Origin of the sequence: Aquirufa lenticrescens (genome assembly GCF_019916085.1) — a bacterium.
Lineage (GTDB): Bacteria > Bacteroidota > Bacteroidia > Cytophagales > Spirosomataceae > Aquirufa > Aquirufa lenticrescens.
This window is the reverse complement of record NZ_CP049834.1, coordinates 1,997,226-2,016,708: the sequence shown is the minus strand read 5'-3', so window position 1 is coordinate 2,016,708 and position 19,483 is coordinate 1,997,226. Positions and strand designations below refer to the sequence as shown.

Genomic DNA, 19,483 nt, shown 5'->3' with positions numbered 1-19,483 from the left:
CTTACATGAGTAGCGACCAAAGCGCAGATATTGCGACGAAAATCAGGGCAAAGGGGGTCAGGACTTTCCAACACAAATACATTAATTGATCAACCCTTAGACGAGGTAAGGTCCAACGAATCCACATTTGAAGAGCAATCAAAATATAGGCTTTCAACATTAACCAAACAAAACCAATCAGGGTAGCATAAATCGTTCCTGGCTTACCATTCGTCCAATCCGCTAAACGAACAGTTCCGAAATTAGGGAAGGGAGAATACCAAGATCCCCAGAATAAAATAACTCCCAATACGCTCACCAAAAGCATCATTCCATACTCTGACAAGAATAACAAAGCCCAGCGCATTCCGGCATATTCGGTATGAAAACCGCCTACTAATTCTGATTCAGCTTCTGGAATATCAAATGGCGCCCGATTCGCTTCTGCTAATGAGGCAATGAAATAAATGATGAATAAGAAGAAAAACAAAGGCATCCGCACCACATTCCAGCTTAAGAAACCGCCAGCTTGTGTCACATCAATACCCAATCCTTTTAAACCAAACAGGTATTGAGGTTCTGCTGCAAATATTCCTTGTTGCAAAGAAATGTCCTGTAAATTCAAGGAGCCAGAAATCAAAACCACACACAAAATGGTTAATCCCAACGGAATCTCATACGAAACCAATTGCGCCGCAGAACGAATCGCACCTAATAAAGAATACTTATTATTTGAAGTCCAACCCGCTAATAAAATCCCTAAACTATCTAAAGAAACAATACCCATCAAGAGCATCAATCCCATCTCGGTTTGACTGCCTTGCAAGAAAGTACCAGAACTCAACGGAATGACCGCAAAAGCGCCAAAAACGGACAAGAAAATAATCCATGGTGCAAAGAGAAACAAACGTTTTTGGGCATTTTCAGGGACGATATCCTCCTTTTGGAATAACTTCAATAGATCCGCAAAAACTTGGAGCAAACCCCATTTTCCCACTTCCATGGGCCCTAATCGATCCTGCATAAAAGCAGATAACTTCCGCTCCACATAAACGCCTATCACGACATTTACGGTCAACAAAAGCAAACAAACGATCAGAGCGATCCACATTAGCTTATTTGATTAAGGGCTTGTAAGAAATCTGCTTTTAAGTCCTCAATAGACTCTAATCCTACGGCCACGCGAACTAAACCATCCGTAATGCCTAAAGCCGCTTTCTCTTCCGCTGGTAATTTAGAATGCGTTGTAGAAGCTGGGTGCGTGATAATCGTCCGTGTATCTCCTAAATTAGGTGAGATGGAAGCGATTTTTAATAGCTTACTTAAGGTCACCACCTTTTCAAATCCACCTTTTACATCAATTGTAAGAATTCCTCCGCCGTACTTCATCTGGCGTTTCGCTAATTCATATTGCGGATGTGATTTTAAATAAGGGTATTTGACATTATTCAAGGCTTTATGTCCTTCCAAGGCTTCCGCTAAGGCCATCGCATTTTCAGAATGCTTCTGCAATCTTAAATCCAATAATTCCAAACTCTTAGACAACACCCAAGCATTGAATGGAGACATGGAAGGACCCGTATGGCGCGCAAAGAAGCGAATCTCGTCGATATATACTTTCTTTCCACAGATAACGCCACCTAACACACGACCTTGGCCGTCAATATATTTCGTCGCTGAGTGAATCACTAAATCAGCTCCTAGATCCAATGGAGTTTGTAAGATAGGCGTCGCAAAACAGTTGTCGACGGCTAAAATCAATTCTTTTCCTTCTTTCAAAGCTGCTAATTCTTTCAAATCAATCAGCTCTAAACCTGGATTAGAAGGGGATTCACAAAATAAAAATTTCGTATTAGGCTTAATGGCCGCTTTCCAAGCATTAATATCTGCACCCGGAACAAAGGTGCATTCGATACCCCATTTCGCGGTAATCTTTGTCAAAATCTGAATGCAAGAACCAAACAAAGCATTGGACGCAACCACGTGATCGCCCGCTTTTAAAAGACCAGCCATCGATGCAAAAATCGCTGCCATTCCCGTAGAAAAGGCAATTCCATCTTCTGCATTCTCCAGCATATTCATCTTTTCTACGAACTCATCCACATTGGGATTCATATAACGTGAATAGATATTACCCGCCATTTCGTCCGCGAATATTGCTCTCCCCTGTTCCGCATCCTCAAATGTGAAGCTAGAAGTCAAGTATAATGGCACCGAATGCTCTCGGTTTTGAGATCTTTCGGCTTGAATACGAATGGCTTTAGTCTGTTTTTGCATAGTCATCTATTATTAATCTACAAAAATAATAGAATACTTAATAAATACGGCTTCCGTTTCGGACTATTTTCCTGCCCTGATTTTACCACCTAGGGAAACTAAATTATTTTAAGATAATTGAGTAAATTTCGAAGAATTAAGCCTTCTGATAAAAACTTAAAATCTACTATGAAAAAATTGATTATACCCTTTTTAAGCTTGTTTTTAGCGATAGGATCGTTTCAAGCGCAAGCTCAAAAATGGACCAACCTATTCGACGGAAAAACCTTCAAAGGTTTCAAGCAACTCAATGGACAAGCTAAATATGAAGTAAAGGATGGCGTGATGGTGGGAACCACTGTAGCGAACACACCTAATTCCTTTATGGCTACCGAACAAGAATATGGAGATTTTATCCTAGAATTCGATGTCAAAGTAGATAACAAAATGAATTCTGGCGTTCAATTCAGAAGTTTATCTATTCCAGAATACCAAAATGGCCGCGTTCACGGTTACCAAGCAGAAATCGACCCCTCTACTAGAGGCTGGTCAGGTGGTATTTATGACGAATCACGCCGTGGTTGGTTAGCTCAAAATGAACTAAAACCAGAGGCGAAGAAGGCCTTTAAATTAGGGGATGTTTGGAACCATTACCGCATCGAGGCCATCGGAAGCACGATCCGCACGTGGATTAACGATTATCCTGTGACTTATTTAGTAGATGATATGACGGCGAAAGGATTTATCGCCTTCCAAGTACACGCTATTTATGGAGAGATGAAACCGGGCATGCAAGTGATGTGGAAAAATATCCGTATCCAAACGGGAAAAGAGATGCAACCGCGTCCTTTGGACAATAGAGTAGTTGTTGAGAATTATACCTTAAACAATGTATCGCCTTTAGAGCACTCACAAGGTTTCCGTCTATTATTCAACGGAAAAGACTTAACAGGCTTCCGTTCAGCATTTAAGACAACGGCTCCTCCATCGGTTTGGACAGTAGAAGACGGTACGCTTCACGTGAATAGCTCTGGTGGCAAAGAATCAGGAAATGGCGGTGATATCTTAACGAATGATAAGTTCTCCGCTTTCGAATTAACATTTGATTTTAAACTAACAGAAGGTGCTAATTCAGGTGTGAAGTATTTCGTGAATGAATCTTATAATTCAGGCATGTCAGCGATAGGCTTAGAATACCAAGTGTTAGACGATGCAAAACACCCAGATGCGAAGTTAGGAACAGTTGGAAACCGTACTTTAGCGAGTTTATATGACATCATTCCATCGAATAAAATCGATGGCCGTTTCCAAAAGAAAATAGGAGAATGGAACCAAGGTCGCATCATTGTGTACCCAAACAACATCGTTCAACATTGGCTTAATGGTTTCAAAGTAGTGGAATACGAACGCAAGAGCAATATCTTCAAAGTGTTAGTTGCACATAGCAAGCATAAAGTGTGGGATGGTTTTGGTGCGCAAGATTCAGGTCCAATCCTTTTCCAAGAGCACGGGGATTCCGTTTTCTATAAAAACATCAAAATCAGAGAAATTAAATAAACCAACCTATGGAAAGAAGAGAATTTTTACACAAAGGTGCCCTAGCTTCTCTAGGTACTTTAGCTTTTAGCCCAAAATCGTACAGCAAGATTCTTGGCGCAAACGACCGCGTTCGCGTGGCTTGCGTAGGTTTCTCTGATCGTCACCGTGCCTCACACGTTCCTCCTTTTAAGGCTTTGGCCAAAGGAATGAACTTCGAAATGGTCGCTCTTTCAGATCTTTGGAATCGCCGCAGAGATGAAGGAAAAGCCTTTTTAGAAAAAGAATTAGGCGGATCTATCCAAACTTACAGAAACAATGAGGAATTGTATTCTGCGAAAGGGATCGATGCCGTATTCATCTCCACAGCTGACTTTCAGCACGCATTGCATACGATTGAAGCCGTAAAAGCAGGTTGCGATACCTACACAGAAAAGCCATTAGCCGAAACGATGGAAGACAACCGCGCGGTTTTAAAAGCGGTTAAAGACTCTGGCAAAATCGTTCAAATCGGTTCTCAACGTCGTTCAGGAGAAAACTACTGGGCAGCGGATGAATTCATCAAGTCAGGTAAGTTTGGCGATATTAAAATGGTAGAATTGATGTGGAACGTTAATCAACCAGGTCGCTGGAGACGCCCAGAATTAACAAGCATCTTAAAAGAATCTGATATCGACTGGAAACGCTTCTTAATGAATCGCCCAGCAGATAAATTTGATCCTCGTAAATACTTAGAATACCGCCTATTCTGGCCGTATTCATCAGGAATTCCAGGACAATGGATGTCTCACCAAATCGACACCGTACACTGGTTCTCTGGTTTATCTCACCCTAACTCAGTAGTAGCAAATGGAGGAATTTACCAATGGAATGATGGCCGTGTAAATGCGGACACCATGACTGTGGTATTTGACTATGGCAAAGGAAACAAAGGATTCCAGGTACAATTCACCTCTCGCTTCTCTAATGCAGCCGGTGGAACGAAAGAAATTTACTACTCTAACGGTGGCGAATTAAACCTAGACACGAATACCATCTCGCCTAACGGAGGTCTTCGTGAGCGCGAAGCAAAAGCAATGGGCCTTCAAGCCAACTTATTACCAACGATGAAAATCGAAGGAGCAAAAGTAGCGACGGATGCAGATACAGGCGGAGATATCTTAACTTTCAACCACGTGAAAAACTGGATGGAATGTGTTCGTTCTCGCAAAACGCCTAATGCTCCTATCGAAGCAGGTTACCAACACTCGATCGCAACCATCATGTCTAATGCAGCTTACCGCACGGGACAACGCGTTACTTTTGACGAAAAAACGCAAGAGGTAATGGCGGGTGATAAGGTGTTTAAGTACTAGACAGTAGCCAGTGGTCAGTAGTCAGTGGTCAGTAAACAAAATGGGGGCGGAAGCCCCTTTTTTGTTACGCAAAATTTAGATTAGAGAGAAGAAAGAAAATGAAGAATGGAATTGGATTAAAATGCAAGAAATTATTGCGCAGCACAATTTCTGCATTTTGAATCCAATTCTATGATGATTTTATTATCTTGCACCATATTAGATTTCTCCCTCTATGGCAATCATTTCAACTAAATCAAAAAAGGACTTCTACCTGCACGTCGCGATCTTAGTGACGTTATTCTTAGTGTTGTTTTTTGGTTTCTTTTTTGTGTATTTACCCTGGAGCACGCATCATGGGGAGACCATTAAAGTTCCTAATTTAAAAGGAATGTCGATGGATAAGATGGAGGAATCTGTCGATGCGAATAACCTAGAATACGAAATTTCGGACTGTACGTTTGTGGCAGATAAGCCACCTTTGACGATCTTATCGCAATATCCATTGCCAAATGCCTTAGTTAAATCAGGTCGTAAAATCTACATTACAATCAATTCAGAAACACCTCCTACCATCAGAATGCCTAATTTAATTGGCTTGTCAGTACGAAGTGCAGAGCAACAATTGATTATTGCTGGATTGAAAAAAGGGATTGTACATCAAGTGAATGATCCACGTTTGAAGGAGGTCATTGACATGCAAGCTTTGGGACGTAAAATAACGGCTGGAAGCAGTATTCCGAAGGGTACAGAGGTGGATTTGTATATCGGAAATGGTACTGCAGATGCGGAAATTGAATTACCCGATTTGATTGGAAAGCCTTTAGATGAGGTGTCGATTATTTTGGCAGGAATGAATTTAAAATTAGGCCACGTGACTTACGAGGCAAATAGTGATTTAACAGCAGGAACTGTATTCAAACAAACCTGTGCCACTTGCGATGGAACGAGTATTCATCCAGGTGACACGATTGATGTTTGGGTGGTAGGTGACGGAAATAACGAATAAGATGGATATTACAATTGAAGAATTAAAAGAGCGAATGGACAAGGGTGAAAAACTGAACTTGTTCGATGTGCGCGAAGAATATGAATTTGATGAATTCAACATAGGGGCGACTTTGATCCCTTTGGGTGAATTGCCTGATCGTTTAGACGAAATCGCTCACCTTAAAAATGAAGAAATTCTTATCCATTGTCGTTCAGGTGCTCGTTCTGGACGTGCTGCAGCTTATTTAACGGCAGAAGGCTACTCGAATGTACGCAACGTGTTAGGCGGAATGATGGCGTGGCAAGCGGCTGGATATTAACATGACTGCTTCAGATTTCAAGGCTGAATTAAACCAATTAAACCTCTTAGATATACGGACGCCCAGAGAATGGGATGACTTTAATTTAGGAGGTTTTCACGTTTCATTGGATACCCTTTTGGAGCGCATCGATGAAATTTCTAAAGATAAAAATTGGGTAATTATCTGTTATAATGGGACGCAGAGTTTGATTGCCATGCGTTTGTTAAAGGCCAAAGGCTTCACAAACATCGATCACCTCGAAGGTGGTCTCGAAGCCTATTTAAGCCTCTAATTGTTTCAATATTTCGACAAAGGCAGTCGACGGATGCAAATAGATAAATTCATCCTGATTTCTGAACCAAGTCATTTGTTTCTTCGCATAATGACGGTTATTGCGCTTTAACAAGCGAACCATTTCCTCCTCATCGTATTCACCCCGCAAAAACGCATAGACTTCTTTGTAACCTAAGGTTTTCAAGGCATATAAATGTTGCTTATCCTCGAATGCACGTGCTTCGGCCACTAAACCAGCCGTGAGCATCTGATCCATCCGTTGATCGATTCGCGTATATAACTCTTCACGCGAACGTTCTAGACAAATCTTAATGACTTGGAAAGGTCTGGCTGGTTTTTGAGCTAATCGAAATTCAGAATAGGGTTTCCCAGTGGAAAGGCAGACCTCAAGGGCCCGAACGACGCGCTGTGGATTTTTGGCATCTACCTGAGCGGCATAAACGGGATCTAATTGCTTCAATTCAGAGAATAAAGCCCAAAGTCCTTCTTTTTCCAAGCGTGCATTCAGCGTTTCGCGCAAGGCTAAATCCGCTTCCGGCATCACATCCAAACCCTCCATCAAGGCTTTCAAATACAATCCGGAGCCGCCAGTAGCGACTACAACATCGTGCTTTTTGAAGAGTTTCGTCAATAACTTCATCGACTCCCGCTCGAAATCGCCTGGGGAGAAATAGTCCTCAACCGAATGAGAATCCACAAAATGGTGGGTTACCCCACCCTGCTCTTCAGCCGATGGCTTTGCCGTCCCTATGGAAAGTTCGCGGTAAAATTGACGGGAATCCGCCGAAATAATGTCCGTCTGTAGGTGCTTCGCTAATTCCACACAAAGTGCGGTCTTACCCACTGCTGTGGGACCTACGATGACGAGCAGTATTTTAGCTGATTTTTTCACTTATCAATAGGTATTTTTCTTTCCGTACCATTTACGGCCAGAACTTGCCTTATCGAAAGAACGAGCTGGCTTGGCATCTTTTGCTGCAGCTGCTGGAGCACCCGTACGAGAACCACCGCCATTACGCGATTGACCTTGCGGTTTTTTAGCTGCTTTTTCTACATGCAAGACTTTCATCGGGTATTTGTGCGCTTCCACTACTGGAATCTTCTTCCCAATTAATTTCTCAATGTCTTTCAAATATGCTTTTTCCTCGATATCGCAGAATGAAATCGCGGCACCTTTTGCTCCTGCACGACCGGTACGACCGATACGGTGAACGTAGGTTTCAGCGATGTTCGATAATTCGAAGTTAACTACGTATTCTAATTCATCGATATCAATACCACGAGCGGCGATGTCGGTAGCGACAAGCACACGCGTAGTTTGGGCTTTGAAGTTTTTAAGCGCCGTTTGTCGGGCGTTTTGGGACTTATTCCCGTGAATCGCTTCTGCCTTAATACTAGCTTTCAATAGCATTTTAACCACTTTATCTGCTCCGTGTTTAGTTCGGGTGAAGACAAGGGCTGTTTTGATCGAGGTATCTTGTAAGATGTCGAGCAATAAATCGTTTTTATTGCCTTTGTCTACGAAATAAACCGATTGATTGATAATCTCAACGGTAGAGGAAACCGGTGTTACGGAAACAGAAGCCGGGTTTTTCAAAATACTTCCCGCTAGTTTCACAATTTCCGGTGGCATCGTAGCCGAGAAAAAAAGCGACTGGCGTTTGTGTGGCAAAGCCGCTAATAATTTCTTCACATCGTGAATGAAACCCATATCAAGCATGCGATCCGCCTCATCTAAGACGAAATATTCTACATCTGCGATGGATAAAAGGCGTTGGTTCATTAGGTCCAAAAGACGTCCAGGCGTCGCAATCACCACATCAGCGCCGCTGCGGATGGCTGAGACTTGGGGACTTTGGCCTACACCCCCAAAAATAACCGCATATTTCAAGTCCGTATGACGCGCATAGGCTCTGAAACTTTCACCAATTTGAATCGCTAACTCCCGCGTAGGAGTCACGATTAAGGCGCGGATTTTCTTATTTTTTGAGAACGATTTGTTCTCCTCTAAAAGTTGAATGATGGGCAACGTAAATGCTGCCGTTTTACCCGTACCCGTTTGGGCGCAACCTAATAAATCCGTGCCACGAAGGACTATAGGGATTGATTGGGCTTGAATTGGTGTAGGATTTGTATAACCCTCTTCTTTGAGCGCCTTTAAAATAGGCTCAATGAGGTGTAATGATTCAAATGACATATAACTGTATAAAGATGTGTTATGAGCAATGAAATACTAACAAACATCCTCATAATGTGGCGCAAAGGTACGCCTTTTATTTCACAGATTCGTTTAAATGACCTAATGCCGCTAAAACCTGCTTAATCTCCTCCCCTTTTTGGGTGCCAATTAAGATAGGATCTCCCTCTTTAAAATAGAGCTGCAAACCCACGTTTCCCGCCGTATTATAGACTAAACCATTTCCCTTAAAGCTGTATTTGATTCCCCAGCCACCATATTCCATCAAAGGGCTGTAAGTGCGAACGGAAGAAGATGTGATTGTATCCCAAGCGAAGAATTTCTCATTCAAATGGAATGGAAAAAAGCGCACATAGATGCCATCAGCAGTAATGCGAGTCGTTAATTTCATTTGCCAAAACAAAACAGGCAATAACATCCCTACAACAAATGATATCAAAAATGAGATGGTTGTAGCAGGTGATACAGTGGCAATGGAGTACATCATAGTTATCCAAGAGCCTATTAATATCAGCCATAACCACCACTGAGTGAAGCGTTGTGTTTCGGTATACATAAGCAAGAATTTTGGCTCAAATTTAGCAGAATTAGGCAGAAAATGATAGATTTGCTACAACCTATTTAATAATAATGACAACCAAAAAACAAAGCCTCGCCTATATTATTAGTGCGTCGTCTGTCGGTACCTTAATTGAGTGGTATGATTTCTATATTTTTGGCAGCCTAGCTACGGTTTTATCGACCAAATTCTTTCCAACTGATAATCCAACTGCAGCCTTTTTAAACACCTTAGCGACATTTGCAGCCGGTTTTGTGGTACGACCTTTTGGGGCTTTAGTATTCGGTCGATTGGGTGATTTAATTGGCCGTAAATACACCTTTATGGTCACCCTGATGCTGATGGGAGGCGCCACTTTTGCGATTGGTTTAATCCCCTCTTATGCCACTATTGGAGCTTGGGCTCCTATTTTAGTCTTAACATTACGTCTCTTACAAGGTCTTGCTTTAGGCGGTGAATATGGTGGAGCCGCAACCTATGTGGCGGAACACGCGCCCGCAGAAAGGCGTGGATTTTTCACCTCTTGGATTCAAACAACTGCCACACTAGGTCTAGTTATTTCACTAGCCGTTATTATGGCCACTAGGTCATCCATGAGCAAAGAAGCATTCGATGAATATGGCTGGAGAATTCCCTTTCTGGTTTCTATTTTGATGGTGCTCGTTTCTCTGTTAATCCGCAAAAACATGGAGGAGTCACCCATGTTTGAGAAGGCCAAAGCAGAGGGAAATATCAGCAAAAACCCCTTGAAAGAATCTTTTGGCAATAAACTAAACTTGAAATATGTACTCTTAGCGCTTTTCGGTGCGACAATGGGACAAGGTTTGGTTTGGTACACAGGTCAGTTTTATGCCCAAACTTTCCTCTTAAAAATCTGTAATCTAGATGATATTCAGACAAACATGATTTTAGTCATAGGACTATTATTGGGAACCCCTTTATTTGTGATTTTTGGCGCGTTATCGGATAAAATAGGACGCAAAGGAATTATGATGGCGGGTATGATTATAGCCGTTTTCTCCTATCGTCCCATTTTTGACCAAATGTACAAAACAGTGGATGTGACGAATAAAACGGTAGTTCCGGGTTCAGAAAAGATGATACTACAAGGTAAAACAACTACCGTGACTAAGGAATTTACAGATGGCAGTTCCTATAAAAATGTCATTACGGAAGTTTCTCTAGATAAAACGGAATCTAAGATTAGCATTAAAATAAACGAGAAAGACCAGTGGACTTTAGTCGCTTATGTGTTTTTCTTAATCTCTTTTGTGACGATGGCCTATGGTCCTATCGCCGCCTTTTTAGTAGAAATGTTTCCCACTAAAATTCGATATACCTCAATGTCCTTGCCCTATCACATTGGGAATGGCGTTTTTGGTGGATTAATGCCAGCGATCGCGACCTTCTTAGTTTCGAATGCACAAACCGCAGGAGTCGTTCAAAAACCCTATTTGGAAGGATTAAACTACCCTATCACTTTAATTAGCGTATGCGTAGTCATTGGAATTATATATATCAAATCAGCTAAAAAAGCAGCCTAATGAACCTTATCAAACGCATTTTAGGGATAGTTTGGATCGGTCTAGGAATCGGTGCAGGCATTTATTTGATTTATTTTCAAGCGGTTCCTTTATGGGCCAAAGGTGGGAACGATCTCGTCCCTGCCATTATTTACACCTTTGTATTAGCACCCCTTATTTCAATTGGAATGAGCCTTTTTGGCTTTTATTCCTTTCAGGGAGAATTTGATAACATTTAATTATGAGAATTACGAGCCTAGAAGATTACCAAAAAACGTATGAATTAAGCGTGCGAGAACCAGAGAAGTTCTGGGCAGGCATCGCAAATCAATTTGATTGGATTAAACCATTCACGAAAGTGTTAGACTGGAATTTTGATGATTATTCGGTCAAATGGTTTGAAGATGGCCAAATGAACATCACAGCCAATGCACTAGATCGCCACTTAAAAACGATTCCAGATCAAGCAGCCATCATCTATGAACCTAACGAACCTGGAGATGAAGCCATCACCTTAACTTACCGTGAATTACACGCGAGAGTGTGTAAGTTCAGTAATGTGTTGAAAAACCAAGGCGTCGTAAAAGGAGATCGTGTTTGTATTTACATGCCCATGATTCCAGAACTAGCTATCGCCGTTTTAGCTTGTGCCCGAATCGGAGCTATCCACTCGGTGGTTTTTGGCGGATTTTCAGCCCAATCCATTGCAGATCGCATCAATGATTCGGAATGTAAAGTGGTGGTCACTACGGACGGAGCTGTTCGGGGTAACAAGACCATTCCGATGAAAGAAACGGTGGACGATGCCTTAGTAACTTGTCCATCCGTAGAAAAGGTAATCGTAAAAACACGAACAAAAACACCTGTTTCCATGATAGGTGGTCGTGACCTTTGGTGGGAACAAGAAGAAAACGAGGCGGCAGCAGATTGCCCGGCTGAAGCGATGAATGCAGAAGATCCTTTGTTTATTTTATATACATCAGGTTCTACCGGAAAGCCTAAAGGCGTCGTACATACCTGCGGCGGCTATATGGTCTACACCGCCTATACTTTCGCAAATGTATTCCAATACAATCCTGGAGAAGTATTCTTCTGTACGGCTGACATTGGCTGGATTACGGGCCACTCTTACTTAGTATATGGACCTCTTTTAAATGGAGCAAAATCCGTTCTTTTCGAAGGAATTCCTACTTACCCAGATGCAGGACGCTTCTGGGATATCATCAAAAGACATTCCGTTAACATTTTCTACACAGCCCCTACAGCGATTCGTTCGTTAATGGGTTTTGGAGATGAACATATCGAAGGTAAAGACCTAAGCTCTTTACGAGTTTTAGGATCCGTAGGCGAGCCGTTGAATGAAGAGGCATGGCACTGGTATAATGACAAAGTAGGTCATGGCAACTGCCCTATCGTGGATACTTGGTGGCAAACGGAAACAGGTGGACTCATGATCTCGCCAATCGCTGGTATTACTCCATTAAAACCAGCTTTTGCCACATTACCACTACCTGGAGTTCAACCCATGTTAGTGGATGAAAATGGAAAAGAGATCACCGGAAATGGCGTTAATGGCAATTTATGTATTAAATACCCGTGGCCGTCGATTATTCGTACGACGTACGGTGATCACGAGCGTTGCAAATCGACCTACTTCTCCACCTATCCAGGTTTATACTTCACCGGAGATGGATGTATGCGTGACGAAGATGGTTACTACCGCATTACGGGACGCGTAGACGATGTGATGAATATCTCTGGACATCGTATCGGAACAGCCGAAGTGGAGAATGCTATCAATATGCACACGGGTGTGATTGAATCCGCTGTCGTAGGCTATCCGCATGATATTAAAGGCCAAGGCATTTATGCCTATGTCATCTGCGAACACCCGACCATCAATGATGATTTAACCCGCAAAGATATCTTAGCAACAGTGGCACGCGTCATCGGGCCTATCGCTAAACCAGATAAGATTCAATTTGTAACGGGTCTGCCTAAAACACGTTCAGGCAAAATCATGCGCCGTATTCTACGCAAAGTGGCGGAAGGTGACACTTCTAACTTAGGAGATACGTCTACGTTGTTAGATCCGGGAGTGGTGGATTCGATTATCAGCGGAGCCTTATAATTTGCGCGGAGCGCAAAAGATTATAGATTATAGAGTAGAGAGTATAGATTTAAAGCATAAAGAATAGAGCACAAAGCATAAAGGTGGAATCGCCTGCGGCGATGAATTCAGCAGTGTTTTGCCTGGCTACTGTCCACTGACAACTGACGACTATAAAAAAAGGGATCGAAATTCGATCCCTTTTTTTATGTAGTCGCTGCTACGCAGCTTAGTCAATGTATCAACAGAATTTTCTAGGGTAAGCGTTTACAAAATTATTTGTGCAACAAAATTTTAAAACGCTTACCATCGAAAATTACCAAAAATACGTATACAGCGCTATAATCCCCATCACAACCACAACCGTTCCTAAAATGAAAGAAGGCTCGAGTTTGAACATTTTGGCATCAATCTCTAATCCTTTAGGGTTGTTCTTGCTTTCTGGATCTGCTAATGAAATAATCACCATTGAAACCACACAGAAGATGAATACCCATCCCATACGGTCCATAAATGGAATCATATATACATCGCCATCTAAGAATGCCGTATAGAACATACAATCGTTAACGCCCGTCCAAGTAGGAATGTATTTAGACAAAATCGAGAACGTTACACCACCTATTAATGCAAATAAAGCGGCATTTGAAGTCGTTCTTTTCCAGAAGAAACCTAAGATAAACAAGGCAAAAATACCTGGAGAAACATATCCAGTGTACTCTTGAATGAATTCAAAACCACCTTTTTTGTCGATACCCATAAATGGAGCAATCGCAATTGCTAACACCATAGCAGCCACTACGGCAATACGACCAATGGAAACTAATTGTTTCTCTGTCGCATTCGTATTGATGTATTTTTTGTATATATCTAAGGTGAAGATCGTTGAAATTGAGTTTGCTTTACCTGCCATCGAGGCTACTACGGCAGCCGTTAAAGCCGCGAAAGAAAGACCTTTCAATCCAGCTGGTAATAAGTTCAATAAGACCGGATAAGCACTATCTTGATTGATAACACCATCTTTCATCATTTCTTGTTGGAACATACCATCCTTGTGTAATAGATACGCTGCAATACCAGGTAAAACCACTATGATGGGCATTAACATTTTCAAGAATGCCGCAAACAAGATACCGTTACGCGCTGTTGGAAGATCAGCACCTAAAGCACGTTGCGTGATATATTGGTTACACCCCCAGTAGTTCAAGTTGATAATCCACATACCCCCGATTAACACGGTTAGACCTGGTAGAGACGGGTAATTGGCATTATCCTTGTTTAAAATCATGTGGAAATGTTCTGGCGCTTTAGTCATCAAATGATTTAAACCGCTCATCACACCTTCTCCACCGAAGTGATCTGACACCATTTGTAGGGCCAAATACGTTGTAGCTAATCCCCCTAAAATCAAGAAGAATACTTGAATAACGTCCGTAAACCCGATTACTTTCATACCACCTAACGTGATTATCACAGCAAACACAGACATTCCGATCATACAAACGGTGAAATCAATGCCTGAAATAGTCGTTACCGCTAGGGCGCCTAAATACAAAATGGATGTCAAATTCACCGCTACATATAACATTAACCAGAAAACGGCCATGATTAAACTCACCGTAGGAGAGTAACGTTGCGATAAAAATTGAGGCATGGTGAAGATTTTATTCTTCAAATAGATCGGCATAAAGAAAATCGCCACAATTAAGAGCGTTGCTGCAGCCATCCATTCGTAGGTAGCGATGGCTAGACCTAGTCTGAAACCATTGCCGGACATCCCGATAAATTGCTCTGCTGAGATATTGGACGCGATTAATGACGCGCCGATCGCCCACCAGGTTAACGAACCTTCTGCTAAAAAGAAGTCATTCGAGTCAGATAATTCGGATTTTTTCTTGTTGTAAATCCAATAGCCGTAACCAGCTACTACCACGAAATAAAAGAGAAATACGAGGTAGTCAAGTGTTTGTAAACCGTTTGATTGCATAGAGTTTTAAAGTTAATTAAGGTCTTGAATTGACTAAATTAACCTTTTTATCGGAATTGTACTAATTCCAAAGCTCCGGCTTTACTAAAACAACCTCTTCTTCGCGGTCTACGATGACCATACCGGGCAGCAAATCCTTCGTTTTACGCACATACTTTTTAGAGGTAACAATCACGGGACAAAGGGATTCGGTCTGTCTTTTGGAGAAATAAGCCGCTAAACTTGCTGCCTTTTCGATGACGAAGGCAGGAACCGTTTTATTTTGAGGATTACGGACGATAACGTGAGACCCAGAAACGTCTCTAGCGTGCAACCAAATATCTTGTTTCTTCGCATATTTCAGCGTTAAGAGATCATTGTTCTTGGCATTTTTTCCTACCCAAATCACCCAGCCCTCAATCTCAAACTGCTTAAAGGGCAATTCTTCGGCGGATTTTTTATCTGTGGCTAAGGCTAAAAAGGGTTTCAAGCCTTTTCGTGTTTCGACCAATGCTAAGGCAATTAATTTATCTGAAATTTCAGCGATTTCCTGCTGCTTACGCGCAATATTTTCTTCCCAATGGGCTAGTTCTTTGGAGAAATTTTTACCCTTTCGGTAATAATTCTCTGCATTAGCCGCAGGACTAAGCGTTGAATTTAACTTAATCGTGATGGGCTGATTTCGGTAAAAATCCTCTAAAACAACCTTGCTTTCGCCCTCTGGAACTAGGTGTAAAAAAGCCATCAAAATATTACCTATTTCTTCGAATGGCACATTGGTCTCTCGAATCACCTTTTGCTTCTCCAGCTCTTGTAGGTAAAGTTGAGATTTCGCTAAATTTCGTTCTAAACCCTCCTGTATTTGTCTCTTCTCCCGAGTGAACTCCCCTACCGAATAATGCAGCACATAGAATTGATTCAAAGCGGCAATGGGATCCGTCGATTGGAAAAGCGGTTCTGAAGTTGGAGGAAATAAAGTAAAACCAATGCCTTTAGGTGTTGTTACCACGTAAAAAGTGCCTTCATCTAGGATTTGAAGCATCTCTTGCAACAGAGACCAGCGGTCATTTAGGTGTAGGTTTTCATATCCTTGTGCTGCAAGCCAGGCTTGCCCTTCTTTACCTAGCGTGGGAAAGAGCGGAAAATATTCTCCATCAGCTGCCTGTAAGGCTTCGAAACTTTGATCGATGGAACGTGAGATGGAATCTAGAGAAAGCTCATCGTCTTTCTTTAGTCGTTTTTGAAACTGTGAATCGTATTCTCCATCGCGGTACAAAATCAAGTTTGCCCGATTCCCAAAAAGCTTAAATACGAGCACATAATTGCCCAGAAAATGAATCCCGAAGGCGCGTTCATTTTCGTACATCTCCACTTCCTGCACTTCGGCTAACAGTAAATCAGAGAACAGGTCGATGGAATTTCGACCGGCACGGTGGAAAGAATCTGGGAATTGAAGACTAGAGAATTGAGGACCGAGGGAGCATTTGAAGTAGAAATCGTCGCCGTTTTGGCGTTCAAAACCTAAAACTAATTCATCCTTCTCCTGCGAAAAACACTGTTTCAAGCGTGCATACATCAATATCTGACGTAATTGACCTGATAAAATCCGCAGAAAATAATAGTTATTGTGCATCGCTTAGCCTAAATTTATCCTTATGTCATTGATACCCGACTCCTATCTCACGATCGCAAAACCAGCTGAAGGACTTTACAAAGATAAAGGAAGTAAATTCATCAGTTGGGCATATCCCGTGAAAGATTTGGAAGAAATCAAAAGCCATCTAGCTTCCTTGAAAGAAGCACATCCCAAAGCACGCCATATTTGTTATGCCTATCGACTCGGATTTTCTCCAGAAGAAGCGCGATCAAACGATGATGGAGAACCTTCCGGAAGTGCAGGAAAACCCATTTTGAATACGATTCTCTCTCAAAATTTGCATTATGTGTTGGTGGCAGTTGTTCGTTATTTTGGCGGCACCCTTTTAGGCGTTCCCGGACTCATTCAAGCTTATAAAGAAGGGGCGGTGGATGCGCTAGAACAAGCGGAAATTTATGAGAAAGAACCCATGAAAATCCGCAGCATACAGTTTAGCTATGCTCAGATGAATGAAGTGATGAAAATTTGCAAAAAACACCCGATTACGATAGTAAATCAGGTAATTGATAACCTTTGTACTTATGAATTGACGTATGCATCTCGCTACGCAGCAGAGATTGATACCTCACTAGACAACCTATGACAACCTATAAAATTTATTTAACCTCGGCTGGAATTCAGGTGCAGGATCAGCAAGGGCTAGTTTGCACGGTTCCTGGAAATTGGGATGACTTTATAAATCAGTCCCAGCTATTTCAGCATTGTACTTCTCTCGCTTTTCAGGAGGCCAAAATCGAAACTCCACTCTGCCCCATCGATTCGCAAGAAATTTGGGCGGCCGGAGTGACCTATTTACGCAGTAAAGTGGCGCGGATGGAAGAGTCTAAAGAATCCGGGGGAGACACCTTTTACGACAAAGTTTATGACGCAGAGCGTCCTGAGATATTCTACAAAGGCAATCGCTTACGGTCCGTAGGACCCGGCGGAAAGGTGCGTATTCGGAATGATTCTTTTTGGAATGTGCCTGAACCAGAATTGACACTTTTTGTCAATAAACATGGCGAATTAGCGGGCTACAGTATCGGTAACGATATGAGTTCAAGAGATATCGAGGGCGAAAATCCTTTGTATTTGCCTCAGGCCAAAGTCTATGACGCAGCCGCCGGTCTAGGCCCATGCTTATTAGTGACCGAAAAACCGTTGGAACCCACCACCATCATCTCGATGGAAATCGTCCGAAATGGCGAAAGCGTGTTCCAGGGCGATACTGAAATCTCCCAAATGAAGCGTTCACACGCCGAATTAGTGGATTATTTAACCCGCGAAATGTCCTTTCCATCAGGCGTCTATTTGATGACAGGCACTTGCATTGTCCCAGATCCACCCTTCACGCTACAATCTGGAGATAGCATCCACATTACGATTGAACCTATTGGAACCCTCATTCAAACTGTTGCCTAATGAATTATAAAGACGCTTCGATTGCAGAAATCGACTCAGCCGTTGCCGCTGCAAAAGCCGCATTCCCTATTTACCGTCGTATTTCCGATGTAGATCGCGCGGCATTTCTGGTAGCCATTTCCCGCGAAATAATGGCCTTAGGTGATGAATTAATCCAAAGCGCCTGCACGGAATCAAACCTCCCAGAAGCGCGCATTACGGGAGAAAGAGGTCGCACAATAGGCCAAATTCAAGCCTTCGCAGACTTCATCTCCAATCCAGCTTGGAAAAAAGAAATCCACGATCCCGCTCAACCGGACCGTGCACCATTACCTAAACCGGATTTATTTCAAACCCAAATCCCACTAGGTCCTGTGGCTGTTTTCGGGGCAAGCAACTTCCCTTTGGCCTTTTCAGTAGCAGGTGGAGATACAATTTCTGCCCTAGCTGCAGGTTGCCCTGTCGTTTTCAAAGCGCATCCAGCACATCCTAAAACGGGAGAATTAGTAGGTTCAGCGATTTCTAAAGCTGTCGCTTCTTGTGGTTTACCCGCAGGTGTTTTCGCTTTGATTCACGGTTCTTCGAATGAGGTAGGATCACAATTAGTGCAACACACTGACATTCAGGCGGTAGGTTTTACAGGATCGTACAGAGGAGGTAAAGCCTTGTATGACCTAGCTGTTCGTAGACCCCACCCGATTCCCGTTTATGCGGAAATGGGTAGCGTGAATCCCGTTATTTTATTATCGAACAAAATCGCCGAAAACCCATCAGCTCTAGCCGCTAGCCTAGCTGGTTCTGTCTGCCTGGGTGTAGGTCAGTTCTGCACGAATCCTGGTTTACTTATCCTTCAAAAGAAAGATGCTGCATTCCTTGATTTGCTGGCTGCGGAATTAGATAAATTACCATTGGGTACTTTTTTAATGCCGGGAATCGCATCAGCCTATACTTTTGGCGTTTCGAACCTAGCTAAACATTCTACCAAATTAACATCGCGCGAGCTACCTTCTCCTGCCTTATTTGTGGCAGATGCGGCTAATGCGAATCGTGCAATTTTAGAAGAAGTTTTCGGGCCTTGCACCGTGGCTATTTTGGTCGAAAATGAAGCGGAAATGTTGACATTTATAGAATCGATTGACGGGCAGTTAACCGGAACTATTCATGGCACTAAAGCCGAAATTTCAGAGGATCTAATAGATACCTTATTACAAAAAGTAGGCCGTCTATTATTCAACGGTTTCCCTACGGGAGTGGAAGTTTCTGGCGCTATGGTGCACGGAGGACCTTTCCCTGCTACTACGGATTCACGTAGTACGAGCGTAGGAACGCAGGCGATTTATCGGTTTACGAGGATGGTTTGCTTGCAAAATAGAGTATAGATTAGAGAGTAGAGAGTATAG

The 19,483-nt window shown here is 42.5% G+C and carries 18 protein-coding genes; 11 read left to right on the top strand and 7 right to left on the bottom strand.

From position 1 onward, the window contains the following. Nucleotide 1 precedes the first annotated feature (1 nt). Both G9X62_RS08960 and G9X62_RS08955 read right to left on the bottom strand, forming a co-directional pair. On the bottom strand, nt 2-1,090 hold the full coding sequence (locus tag G9X62_RS08960) for a complex I subunit 1/NuoH family protein (RefSeq protein ID WP_223130384.1): 1,089 nt from the start codon (nt 1,088-1,090) through the stop codon (nt 2-4). Beyond that, nucleotides 1,090-2,256, bottom strand: coding sequence for a trans-sulfuration enzyme family protein (locus tag G9X62_RS08955; protein ID WP_223130383.1), 1,167 nt, complete (start codon nt 2,254-2,256; stop codon nt 1,090-1,092). Before G9X62_RS08955 ends, G9X62_RS08960 begins: the two co-directional genes overlap by 1 nt. A gap of 168 nt (nt 2,257-2,424) precedes the next feature. On the opposite strand from G9X62_RS08955, the gene G9X62_RS08950 reads away from it, so the two are divergent. The 5 genes from G9X62_RS08950 to G9X62_RS08930 all read left to right on the top strand — a co-directional run bounded on the left by G9X62_RS08950 (nt 2,425) and on the right by G9X62_RS08930 (nt 6,689). Next, nucleotides 2,425-3,792, top strand: a complete 1,368-nt coding sequence (locus tag G9X62_RS08950) for a 3-keto-disaccharide hydrolase (RefSeq protein WP_223130382.1) — start codon at nt 2,425-2,427, stop codon at nt 3,790-3,792. A gap of 8 nt (nt 3,793-3,800) precedes the next feature. Further along, nucleotides 3,801-5,126 (top strand): Gfo/Idh/MocA family protein, encoded by a 1,326-nt coding sequence (locus tag G9X62_RS08945; RefSeq protein ID WP_223130381.1) that lies wholly within the window; start codon nt 3,801-3,803, stop codon nt 5,124-5,126. Between the two features lie 214 nt (nt 5,127-5,340). Further along, the gene (locus tag G9X62_RS08940) at nt 5,341-6,114 is read left to right on the top strand and encodes a PASTA domain-containing protein (RefSeq protein WP_223130380.1); all 774 of its coding nucleotides are present in this window, start codon (nt 5,341-5,343) and stop codon (nt 6,112-6,114) included. A 1-nt stretch (nt 6,115) separates the two neighbouring features. Beyond that, nucleotides 6,116-6,415 carry a rhodanese-like domain-containing protein gene (locus G9X62_RS08935; RefSeq protein ID WP_223130379.1) on the top strand — a complete coding sequence of 100 codons (300 nt, stop codon included), beginning with the start codon at nt 6,116-6,118 and terminating at the stop codon, nt 6,413-6,415. Between the two features lies 1 nt (nt 6,416). Continuing rightward, nucleotides 6,417-6,689, top strand: a complete 273-nt coding sequence (locus G9X62_RS08930) for a rhodanese-like domain-containing protein (protein WP_223130378.1) — start codon at nt 6,417-6,419, stop codon at nt 6,687-6,689. Here G9X62_RS08930 and miaA read toward each other — a convergent pair. The 3 genes from miaA to G9X62_RS08915 all read right to left on the bottom strand — a co-directional run bounded on the left by miaA (nt 6,678) and on the right by G9X62_RS08915 (nt 9,444). Further along, nucleotides 6,678-7,583 carry a tRNA (adenosine(37)-N6)-dimethylallyltransferase MiaA gene (gene miaA, locus G9X62_RS08925; protein ID WP_223130377.1) on the bottom strand — a complete coding sequence of 302 codons (906 nt, stop codon included), beginning with the start codon at nt 7,581-7,583 and terminating at the stop codon, nt 6,678-6,680. The genes G9X62_RS08930 and miaA overlap by 12 nt on opposite strands. Before the next feature lie 3 nt (nt 7,584-7,586). After that, complete coding sequence (locus tag G9X62_RS08920; RefSeq protein WP_223130376.1) at nt 7,587-8,888, bottom strand: DEAD/DEAH box helicase; 1,302 nt, start codon at nt 8,886-8,888, stop codon at nt 7,587-7,589. Between the two features lie 76 nt (nt 8,889-8,964). Then, entirely contained in the window at nt 8,965-9,444 is a 480-nt protein-coding gene (locus tag G9X62_RS08915) for a hypothetical protein (RefSeq protein ID WP_223130375.1), read from the bottom strand. 74 nt (nt 9,445-9,518) lie between these two features. Here G9X62_RS08915 and G9X62_RS08910 point away from each other — a divergent pair, with 74 nt between their 5' ends. The 3 genes from G9X62_RS08910 to acs are packed head-to-tail and all read left to right on the top strand — an operon-like array spanning nt 9,519 to nt 13,101. Continuing rightward, entirely contained in the window at nt 9,519-10,991 is a 1,473-nt protein-coding gene (locus G9X62_RS08910; RefSeq protein WP_223130374.1) for an MFS transporter, read from the top strand. After that, nucleotides 10,991-11,209, top strand: a complete 219-nt coding sequence (locus G9X62_RS08905) for a DUF6814 family protein (RefSeq protein WP_223130373.1) — start codon at nt 10,991-10,993, stop codon at nt 11,207-11,209. The genes G9X62_RS08910 and G9X62_RS08905 overlap by 1 nt, the downstream gene beginning before the upstream one ends. Nucleotides 11,210-11,211: 2 nt before the next feature. After that, on the top strand, nt 11,212-13,101 hold the full coding sequence (gene acs, locus G9X62_RS08900) for an acetate--CoA ligase (RefSeq protein WP_223130372.1): 1,890 nt from the start codon (nt 11,212-11,214) through the stop codon (nt 13,099-13,101). 295 nt (nt 13,102-13,396) lie between these two features. Here the strand turns inward: acs and G9X62_RS08895 are convergent, their stop codons facing one another. After that, a complete protein-coding gene (locus tag G9X62_RS08895; RefSeq protein ID WP_223130371.1) occupies nt 13,397-15,067 on the bottom strand; it encodes a sodium/sugar symporter in 1,671 nt (556 codons plus the stop codon). Nucleotides 15,068-15,128: 61 nt separating this feature from the next. Further along, the gene (locus tag G9X62_RS08890; protein ID WP_223130370.1) at nt 15,129-16,679 is read right to left on the bottom strand and encodes an NFACT RNA binding domain-containing protein; all 1,551 of its coding nucleotides are present in this window, start codon (nt 16,677-16,679) and stop codon (nt 15,129-15,131) included. 22 nt (nt 16,680-16,701) lie between these two features. Between G9X62_RS08890 and G9X62_RS08885 the strand changes: the two genes are divergently transcribed. Genes G9X62_RS08885 through G9X62_RS08875 form a run of 3 tightly spaced genes read left to right on the top strand, consistent with a single transcriptional unit; the run spans nt 16,702 to nt 19,462 of the window. After that, nucleotides 16,702-17,286 (top strand): IMPACT family protein, encoded by a 585-nt coding sequence (locus G9X62_RS08885; RefSeq protein WP_223130369.1) that lies wholly within the window; start codon nt 16,702-16,704, stop codon nt 17,284-17,286. Beyond that, entirely contained in the window at nt 17,283-18,104 is an 822-nt protein-coding gene (locus G9X62_RS08880; RefSeq protein WP_223130368.1) for a fumarylacetoacetate hydrolase family protein, read from the top strand. The genes G9X62_RS08885 and G9X62_RS08880 overlap by 4 nt, the downstream gene beginning before the upstream one ends. Continuing rightward, nucleotides 18,104-19,462, top strand: a complete 1,359-nt coding sequence (locus tag G9X62_RS08875) for an aldehyde dehydrogenase (NADP(+)) (protein ID WP_223130367.1) — start codon at nt 18,104-18,106, stop codon at nt 19,460-19,462. Before G9X62_RS08880 ends, G9X62_RS08875 begins: the two co-directional genes overlap by 1 nt. The last annotated feature ends 21 nt before the right edge of the window (nt 19,463-19,483 follow it).